The sequence below is a fragment of the Streptomyces sp. NBC_00704 genome, assembly GCF_036226605.1.
Classification (GTDB): domain Bacteria; phylum Actinomycetota; class Actinomycetes; order Streptomycetales; family Streptomycetaceae; genus Streptomyces.
In genome coordinates this window covers 5099778-5106437 of record NZ_CP109000.1, presented here as the reverse complement: position 1 = coordinate 5106437, position 6660 = coordinate 5099778, and the positions used below count along the sequence as shown (strand labels likewise).

The window sequence follows — 6660 nt, the reverse complement described above, 5'->3', positions numbered from 1 at the left end:
GCTGCTGGCTCCTGTACTTCGTCGACAACTCGTAAGGCCGGGGCGCACACGCACGTCCGACACGGTGACCGACCGTAGGGAGCAGCACTTTCAGCCTGTTATCGCACGCTCATCCGAGGCGGCGGCGACGCCGATACCGCCCTGATAAACAGCGCCTCTACATTGCCAAGCCCGCTATGCACAGGAGTCGCGCGATGGCCCGTAACCACCTCATCTCGTTGGTCGACACCCCCGATGCCGACCTGTACCGCATCGTGGACAGGGGAGCCCGGTTCGCCTCCGGCGCGTGGCCGGACGAGACCCTGCGCGGCGCCGTCGTCGGCATCTACTTCCGCGCCACGTCCACGCGTACGCGTACCGCGTTCTCCTCCGCGGCCCTCCGGCTCGGCGCGCGCATCATCACCTACGGCCCGCACGATCTCCAGGTCAACACGGGCGAGACCGGCGCGGACACCGGCCGCGTCCTGGGAGGCATGCTGGACGCCCTGGTCGCGCGCACGGTGGGCAGCGTCGAAGAACTGCGAGCACTGGCCTCCCAGGACCGGATGGCGGTCGTGAACGCCATGGCGGCGCAGGAGCACCCGACGCAGGCCCTCACCGATCTGACCGCCATGGCCGGGCACTTCGGCGACCTGTCCGGCCGCCGGATGCTCTACATGGGCGAGGGCAACAACACCGCCGCCGCCCTGGCCCTCGCCCTTCCGCGGTACCCCGGCACCGAGTTGCACCTGCGGACCCCGAGGCGCTACGCCGTCGACCCGGAGATCCTGGCACGGGCGAAGGACCTCGCGGCACGCCACGGCTCCACCGTCACCGAGCAGCACGACACCGTCGGCCTGCCCAAGGACGTCGACGTCGTCTACACGACCCGGTGGCAGACCACCGGCACGACGAAGGAATCCCCGGACTGGCGCGAGGAGTTCGTCCCCTTCCGGGTCGACGACGCCGTCATGCAGGCCAGCCCGGACGCCGTCTTCATGCACGACCTGCCCGCACACCGGGGCGACGAAGTCACCGCCGAGGTGCTGGACGGACCGCGCTCGATCGCCTTCACCCAGGCCGAGGCCAAGATGCACAGCGCCGCGGCCGTCCTGGAGTGGAGCCTCGGGGTCCTCCCCTGACCCGCGGCCCCCGCCCCCTCGCGCCGCGCGCCCGGCCGCAGCACACTTGACCGAGGAAAGCGGTGACCGCCGGAGGGGGACGGTACATGCGGGACGGTCATAGGGCGGACGCCGAGCGGTTGCTGGCGCGGGCCGTGGAGGAGGAGGTGCGCCGCTCCGGCGGGCGTGCCGACCGGCAGACGCTGATGACGCGGGCACGCGGCGCACTGGACGACATGGCGCAGACCGCCGCCGAGGAGTACGAGGCCTACGCGCGCGCCCTGGACGAGACGGAAGCCGGGCGCGTCAGCTTCGGCCGGCGCTACGCACGCGAGGGCGGCCGGACTCCCCTGCTGGTGGCGGGCGTCGCCGCCGTGACGGCCGCGGTCGCCGACCTCGCGCTCGGCACCGGAGCGGGCACCGCCCTGGGCGCCGGGGTGACCGTCGGGGTCGTCGGGGCCGCCGCGACCGTCGTCAAGGTGGCCGGCTCGCACCTGCCCGCCGCCCACCACCGGGCCGGCGAGGCGGGACAGCCCGGCGGCGCCGAACAACTGCGGCTCCAGTGGCTCACGGCACTGGAGGTGCGCGGCATCCGGCCCTTCCTCGACCAGCAGCGGGTACTGCGCGCGACCACCGTCCCGAAGAAGACCCCCGGACCGCAATTGCGCGGCACCGACAAGAGCGCGGCCGCCCGCGGACGGACCGTGCTGGAGCAGTCGTTCGCCCAACTGCCCGAGGTCGCGGGCCCCTTCGCCGGACGCCGCACCGAACTGGCCCAGATCCGGCAGTGGGTGCAGGCGTCGCGCGCCGGCACCGGCACCCGGCCCACCGTGGTCGTGCTGCACGGCGACCCCGGCAGCGGCCGCACCGCGCTCGCCGTGCGGGCCGCACACGACCTGCGCGACCAGTTCCGCGGCGCGTGCGTCGTCGACCTGCGCGGCGACAGCGCGCAGGAACGGCCACTGCCCACCCGCGACGCCCTGCTGCACCTGCTCAACCGCCTCGGCGCACCCCGCGAGCAGCTCCTCTTCCGCGAGCGGTCCTCGGCGCGACAGCAGGTCAAACGGCTCGGCGAGCTGTACCACCAGCACCTGACCGGACTCCCGGTCACCGTCATCCTGGACGACGCCTCCGACCCCGACCAGGTGCGCGCGCTCGTCCCCGAGCGGTCCGAGAGCCTCGTCCTGGTCACCGCCCGCTCCCCGCTCGCGCTGCCCCCCGAACTGTCGCCCTGGGCGCACCAGCTCGCGGTACGGCCGCTGGACGCGGCGGGCGCCGAGGAACTGCTCACCGCGGCGGCACAGGACCTCTCCGGGCCCTACGACGCCGAATCCGCCGACCGGATCACGCAGTTGTGCGGCGGACTGCCGCTGGCGCTGCGCGTGGCGGGCTCCTCCCTCGGCCCGCGCTCACCGCGGACGCTCGCGGCCGACCTCGGCGCCTACGGCCCCGTGCACCCGGCCGAACGGGCCCTGTGGCTGCGCTACACCGACCAGCCCGACACCGCCCGCAGACTCCTGCGCCGGCTCGCGCTGGCCGGACGCGCCTCCCTCGGCACGGCGGCCGCCGCCGCCCTCCTCGCCACCGACCGCACCGAGGCCGCCCGCCACCTCACGGCCCTCGCCGACGCCGGACTCGTCGACCACGTCCGCGGCGACCGCTACCGCCTGCACGACCTCGTCCGCGCCTTCGCCCAGGCCCGCCTCGAGGACGAGGAGCCGCAGAGCGAGCGCACGGCGGCACAGGAACGCCTGATCGTCAGCTACGCCGAACTCGCCGACTCGGTGCTGCGCCTCGTCGACGGGAACATGTCGACCCGCTCGGACCGCTTCACCCCGCACGGCTTCACCTCCCTCGACGAGGCGCTGCGCTGGCTCGACGACGAGTCGAGCTTCATCACGGCGACGCTGCGGCACGCCGAGGGCGTCGACCAGAACGCCGTGATGAGCCTCCTGGGCGCGCTGTGCGACTACTGCCTGCTGCGCGGCGACCTGTACCGGCTCGGCGAGATCAGCGAACTGGCCCAGACGGTCGGCCAGGACCTGCTGGTGCGCTCCGTGCAGTGGCGCACCGGCATCGCGGCACGCCAGCTGGGCGAGCTGGACAAGGCCCGCACCACCCTCAGCTCGGTCGTCGACCTCTACCTCCAAGCCCACCACGACGCCGGCGCCGCCCGCGCCCTGTGCTCGCTCGGCATCACCCTGCACCATCAGGGCCAGCTCACCGAGGCCGCGGCGAAACTGCGCGAGGCGATGGGCCTCCAGGCCGCACCCGAACTGGCCACCGACCGCGCCTGGACGATGCACGCGCTGGCGGCGGTGGAACGCGACCGGGCACACCTGGCCGAGGCCCTGGACCTCCTCACCCGCTCCCTCGTCCTGCACCGCGAGGGCGGCTCCGTGCACGGCGAGGCCTGGGCGCACTTCCAGCTGGGCCAGCTGCATCTGCGGCGCGGCGACGTCGAGCGGGCGCGGAGCGACCTGCGCGGCGCCCTCGACCTGTACGGCCGCACCGGCGACGCCCGCGGCGAGGCCTGGGCCCTCACCCAGTTGGCCCGGGCCCGGCTGATCGCCGGGGACCCCGGCCCCGCAGCCGAGGACCTGCGCGCGGCGGCCGCCCGCCACCGCGACAACGAGGACGCGCGCGGCGAGGCCTGGACGGTCTACTACCTGGGCCTCGCCCTGGAGGAGACCGGCGACCTGGACCGCGCCGTCCGCGAGCTGGAACGTTCCCGCTCCCTGTTCTCCCGCATGCGGGACGTCTACGGTCTGGCCTGCGCCCGCCACCACTCGGCCCGGGTCACCCGCGACCAGCGCGCCGCCCAGACCGGCTCGCTGCGCAACTCCGGGTTCGCCCGGCAGCTCCTGGTCGACGCGCGCGCCGACTTCCAGCGCATCGGGGTCGCCCACGGCGAGGCCTGGACCTGCCTGGAACTCGCGATCGTCGACGCGGGCAACGCACGGGCGCAGGCCGCGCTGGCCCTGTGCGAGGAGGCGACGGCACTGTTCGCCTCCTACGGCGACCGGCGCGGCGAGGACTGGGCGCGCTTCCTGCGCTGCACCCTCCTGCCGTACGCGTCGCCCGGAGGCGTGGAGGTCGGCACGGCCGTGGCCCAGGAGGAGCTGGCCCGGCTGACACGGGCGGAGCACCCGCTGCGCGACACCGGACTCACCGAGTGCCTGGAGGCCTACCGCCTGCTGCTGGAGCGGGGAGTGCGCCTGGAGTCCGGCTGGCAGGCCTGGCGCCTCGGCCTGGTCCCGGGCAGACCCGCCCGCGAGGTGATGGGCGTGGACGTGAACATCAACGTGACCGCACCCCCGACGCCCGCGCCCCCCGCGCCGGAGACCGACTTGAGGTGAAGGCCGACGGCCCGGGGTGAGCACCGGCGCCGGCCCGGCACGTCGCCCCCGGGTGCTGGGGAGGAGCGGCGCCCTGGAGGGGGCGGCGCCTCAGAGGGAACAAGGGGTAGTCCACAGAGCTGAACATGACCCGACGTGACGGAACCCGGCATGACGCCGCGAGCGCCGGGGCCGGGCCGGGCGGGCCGCCACGCCGCGAGCACCGGGGCCGGGTTGGGCGGGCCGCCACGCCGCGAGCACCGGGGCCGGGTTGGGCGGGCCGCCGTGCCGCGAGCACCGGGGCCGGGTTGGGCGGGCCGCCCGTGCCCTCGCTCGCGTGGGCGAGGGCACGGGCGTCCGCTCGCCGCCCGCACCGGCCGCCGGCGCCGCCGTCCGTGCGACGTCAGCCTGCCGGCGAGCCTCTGCCCGTGCCCGCGCGTCGCCTGCCGTCCGCCGTTCCCTCGACCGGCCTCAGCTTGCCGACGAGGGATTGCCCGTCGTCCTGCCGCCGGACTGCGCACCCGGCGCCGCCGCCTCGGAGGCGTTCGCCGTCGTGCCGGCGGAGGCGTTCTCCGGGTCCGCCGGGTCCGCCGGGTCCTTGAAGTCGACCTTGCCCATGTGCTTGCTCATGGACCTCATCAGGCCCCACACCGCCAGCGCCATCGCCGCGAAGACGATGAAGCCGAGGACGCCAGGGGTGACCTTGTTCTCGTCGACCTCCTTGGCGAGGGGGACGAGGTGCGTCATTGCCAGGCTCACGCTTGCGCTCATGTCAGGCATTGTCGCGGATGCCCGCAAAGAGGTCGTCCTCGGGGAGGGAGGTATCGACGCGCGACTTCGCGAGCTCGTACTCCTCCGTCGGCCAGACCTCGCGCTGGACGTCCATCGGAACGCGGAACCAGCCGCCGTCCGGGTCGATCTGCGTGGCGTGGGCGATCAGCGCCTTGTCGCGGATCTCGAAGAAGTCGGCGCACGGGATGTGCGTGGTGAGCGTGCGCTCGGGCCGGCCGAACTCCGCCCAGCGCTGGAGCCACTCGGCATAGGGCGACTCCATGCCGCGCTCGATCAGCGCGTGGTGCAGCGCCTCGGTGCGGGGACGGTTGAAGCCCTGGTTGTAGTACAGCTTCAGCGGCCGGTACGCGGGCCCGAACTCGGCCTCGGGGTACGTGTCGGTGTCGTCCGCGCCCTCGAAGGCCACCATCGAGATCTTGTGGGTCATGATGTGGTCGGGGTGCGGGTAGCCGCCGTTCTCGTCGTAGGTGGTGATCACCTGGGGACGGAAGGAGCGGATCTGCTTCACCAGCGCGCCGGCCGCCGCGTCGACGTCCTCCAGGGCGAAGCAGCCCTCGGGCAGCGGCGGCAGCGGGTCGCCCTCGGGGAGCCCGGAGTCGACGAAGCCGAGCCACTCCTGCCGGACGCCGAGGATCTCCCTGGCCTCGTCCATCTCCTTCTTGCGCACCTCGTGGATGTGCTCCTCGATGTACGCGTCGCCCTGCAGCTTGGGGTTGAGGATGGAGCCGCGCTCCCCGCCCGTGCAGGTCACGACCAGCACGTCCACCCCCTCGGACACGTACTTCGCCATGGTGGCCGCGCCCTTGCTCGACTCGTCGTCGGGGTGGGCGTGGACGGCCATCAGTCGCAGCTGGTCAGTCAAGACTCAATCCTCGGTAAGTCGGCGCCCGGCGTGACCCGGCGCGATCGCAGGCTTCTATAGTGACCGAATCGGGGGACGAAAAATTCCGCGCCGAGAGGACGATCATGAGCACGGCGAGCACACGACCGCCCGAGGGCCGCTACGGCCGTTCCTCGGACGAGCGCGCCGACCACAAGCTCAAGATCGCCGGTGTCGTCCTGGGCGCGCTGCTCCTGGCTCTGATGGGCTACTTCGCCTACCACTACGTCGGCCAGAACAAGATCAGCGCCGAGGTGATCGCGTTCAAGGCGACCGCGGACGACGCGGTGGAGGTTCACCTGGAGGTCCGCAAGGACTCCGGCACGAGCGGCTACTGCACGGTGCGCTCGCAGTCCGCCGAGGGCGCCGAGGTGGGCCGGGCGGACTTCCGTTTCTCCGGCGGGGACTCGCGCATCGACAAGGTGGTCACGCTGCGTACGACGGCGAAGGGCACGACGGCCGAGCTGCTCGGCTGCCATGCCGACTGACTCCGGGCCGTGCACACCGTCCACACGGCCGGAATCCTCCGCAAAACGTACGCGCTGACCTG

At 73.4% G+C, this 6660-nt stretch carries 5 protein-coding genes; 3 read left to right on the top strand and 2 right to left on the bottom strand.

Going from position 1 to position 6660, the window contains the following annotated elements; genetic code table 11:
• The first annotated feature begins 194 nt into the window (after positions 1 to 194).
• Positions 195 to 1121 carry an ornithine carbamoyltransferase gene (locus OG802_RS22425; RefSeq protein ID WP_329413058.1) on the top strand — a complete coding sequence of 309 codons (927 nt, stop codon included), beginning with the start codon at positions 195 to 197 and terminating at the stop codon, positions 1119 to 1121.
• An 86-nt stretch (positions 1122 to 1207) separates the two neighbouring features.
• Positions 1208 to 4459, top strand: coding sequence for a tetratricopeptide repeat protein (locus tag OG802_RS22420; RefSeq protein ID WP_329413056.1), 3252 nt, complete (start codon positions 1208 to 1210; stop codon positions 4457 to 4459).
• Positions 4460 to 4909: 450 nt separating this feature from the next.
• On the opposite strand, the gene OG802_RS22415 is transcribed toward OG802_RS22420, so the two are convergent.
• Both OG802_RS22415 and mca read right to left on the bottom strand, forming a co-directional pair.
• Entirely contained in the window at positions 4910 to 5218 is a 309-nt protein-coding gene (locus OG802_RS22415) for a hypothetical protein (protein ID WP_329413055.1), read from the bottom strand.
• Positions 5211 to 6092, bottom strand: a complete 882-nt coding sequence (gene mca / locus OG802_RS22410) for a mycothiol conjugate amidase Mca (protein WP_329413053.1) — start codon at positions 6090 to 6092, stop codon at positions 5211 to 5213. The genes OG802_RS22415 and mca overlap by 8 nt, the downstream gene beginning before the upstream one ends.
• 104 nt (positions 6093 to 6196) lie before the next feature.
• Between mca and OG802_RS22405 the strand changes: the two genes are divergently transcribed.
• On the top strand, positions 6197 to 6598 hold the full coding sequence (locus tag OG802_RS22405) for a DUF4307 domain-containing protein (protein WP_329413051.1): 402 nt from the start codon (positions 6197 to 6199) through the stop codon (positions 6596 to 6598).
• The last annotated feature ends 62 nt before the right edge of the window (positions 6599 to 6660 follow it).